3 protein-coding genes are annotated in these 2,514 nt (G+C 73.6%); all 3 read left to right on the top strand.

Going from position 1 to position 2,514, the window contains the following annotated elements; all coding sequences use genetic code 11:
* Positions 1-604: ABC transporter transmembrane domain-containing protein (locus FREUN1FDRAFT_RS47620; protein ID WP_255348254.1), on the top strand; the 604-nt coding region annotated here is incomplete at its 5' end.
* Positions 605-666: 62 nt separating this feature from the next.
* Positions 667-2,055, top strand: coding sequence for an ABC transporter ATP-binding protein (locus tag FREUN1FDRAFT_RS47300; RefSeq protein WP_006545931.1), 1,389 nt, complete (start codon positions 667-669; stop codon positions 2,053-2,055).
* On the top strand, positions 2,052-2,514 hold a 463-nt coding region (locus FREUN1FDRAFT_RS42755), incomplete at its 3' end, for an MFS transporter (protein ID WP_006545930.1). The genes FREUN1FDRAFT_RS47300 and FREUN1FDRAFT_RS42755, both read left to right, overlap by 4 nt.

Below are 2,514 nucleotides of genomic sequence, written 5' to 3'. Positions count from 1 at the left end.
CGTGGGGGCGCCCAGCCTCGGCGCCGGCCTCGGTGGCGGCGGCGGGTGGCGGATGAGCCTGGCGCCGACGCCGGAGCTGCTGGCCCGGGTGGCCGCGCTGCCGCCGGTGCGCGACGTCGCCACCGTCGACCTCGCGGTGGAGAGCCAGCCCGACCCGGAGTTCAGCCTGCTCCGGCTGCTGCGCCGGTTCCGCCGCCCGCTGTTGGTCGGCCTGCTGCTCGTGATCGGGGACGCCGCCGCCGGCCTCGCCGGGCCGGTGCTGGTCAAGACCGGTGTCGACAGCGGTGTCGCGGAAGGCTCGTCCGCCGTGCTGTGGGCCGCGTCGGCGGCCTACCTGCTGGTGACGCTGGCGGACCTGCTGGACCAGATCGCCGAGACGTTCGTCACCGGCCGGGCGGCCGAACGCATCATGCTGTCGCTGCGGATCCGCATCTTCGCCCAGCTGCAGCGGCTCTCCCTCGACTACTACGAGCGTGAGATGTCCGGCCGGGTCATGACGAGGATGACCACGGACGTCGACCAGTTCGAGTCGCTGATCGAGAACGGCCTGCTGGCCGCGCTGGTCTCGGTGGTGACCTTCGGGGGGTCGGGGCGGCGCTGCTGAGCATCGACCTGGAGCTCGGCGGGCTGACACTGCTCGTCATCGTCCCGCTGGCCGCGGCGACCGTGGTCTTCCGCCGGCGGGCGGCGGCGCTCTACGACGTCGCCCGGGAACGGATCGCCATCGTCAACGCGGATTTCCAGGAGAGCCTCTCCGGCATCCGCGAGGCGCAGTCGTTCGTCCACGAGACCGCGACCATCGAGCATTTCCACGGGCTGGGCCGCGACTACCTGCGGGCCCGGCTGGGAGCGCAGCGGCTGGTCGCGATCTACTTCCCGTTCGTCCAGTTCCTGTCGTCGCTGGCGGATGCGATCGTGCTGGGGGTCGGGTCCGCGCTGATCGCGAACGGGCAGCTCAGCGTCGGCGCGCTGATCGCCTTCATCCTTTACATCGACATGTTCTTCTCACCGATCCAGCAGCTATCCCAGGTCTTCGACGCCTGGCAGCAGACCCGCGTGTCGGTGGCGCGCATCGCCGAGCTCATGCGGCTGCGGACGCTCACCCCCGAACCGCGCCATCCGGTGGACCCGCCGGGACGGCCGCGCGGCGAGCTGACCCTGGACGGACTGCGCTTCGCCTACCCGGCGCTACCCACGGCGAAGGCCGACGCGGCGTCGACGAAGACGACGGTGTCGGCGTCGGCGTCGCCGTCAGCGCGGGCGCGGGCGCGGAGGGCCGAGCGGAAGGCCGCGCGGCTGGCAGTGGGCCCGGCCGACCCGCGGTTCGCACGGCTGGAGACCGCCGCACCCAACCGGCCGCCCGAGGCGCTGCGTGGGGTGGACCTGCGGGTCGCCCCCGGCGAGACGGTGGCGCTGGTCGGGGAGACCGGCGCCGGGAAGTCGACCGTCCTCAAGCTGATCGCCCGCTTCTACGACCCCGACGAGGGCGCGGTGCGGCTCGACGGGCTCGACCTGCGGACCCTCGACCTCGGCACGTTCCGCCGCTGGCTCGGGTACGTGCCCCAGGAGGCGTTCCTGTTCAGCGGGTCCATCCGCGACAACATCGCCTACGGACGTCCAGAGGCGAGCGACGCCGAGGTGGAGGCGGCGGCGCGTGCGGTCGGCGCGCACGAGCTCATCGTCACCCTGCCCGGCGGCTACGACCATGAGGTGGCCGAGCGGGGCCGCTCGCTGTCGTCCGGACAGCGTCAGCTCCTCGCGCTCGCGCGGGCCGAGCTGGTCGACCCGGTGCTGCTCCTGCTGGACGAGGCCACCTCGAACCTGGACCTGGCCACCGAGCACCGGGTCACGACCGCCATGCAGCGCGTCGCGCGCAGCCGCACCACGATCGTCATCGCGCACCGCCTGCAGACGGCCCGCACCGCCGACCGGATCGTCGTGCTCGACCGCGGCGGCGTCGCCGAGATCGGCTCCCACGACGAGCTGCTCGAGGCCGACGGCCGCTACGCCTCGATGTGGCGCGCCTTCGAGCTTGTCGGCTCGGCCGCGCCTTGACCGGGCGGCGCGGCACCGCCTCGACCAAGCGGCCCGCCTCGACCGGGCGGCGCGGCACCGCCTCGACCAAGCGGCCCGCCTCGACCGGGCGGCGCGGCCCGGGACGTGCCGTTCGTGGCCTGCTGGCGGACCTTTCCCCGCTGCGGACCTACCCGGCCTTCCGCCGGCTGTGGGTGGGCGAGTCCGTCTCGACGATCGGCACCCAGATCACCGCGACGGCCGTGGCGGTGCAGGTCTACGACCTCACCCGGTCGTCGTTCCTGGTCGGGGTGGTCAGCCTGGTGGCTCTGCTACCGCTGGTCGGCCTCGGGCTGATCGGCGGTGCCATCGCGGACAGCGTCGACCGGCGCCGCCTCGCCCTGGTGACGTCCACTGGGCTGGCGGCCGTCTCGGGCGGGCTGGTGCTGTTCTCGCTGTTCGAACACGGCGGTGGCGGTGGCGGTGAGGCGGCTGGCGGTG

Origin of the sequence: Parafrankia sp. EUN1f (assembly GCF_000177675.1) — a bacterium.
Taxonomy (GTDB): Bacteria; Actinomycetota; Actinomycetes; order Frankiales; family Frankiaceae; genus Parafrankia.
Note: the sequence above shows the minus strand (reverse complement) of the source record. Positions and strands in the feature narration are given on the sequence as shown.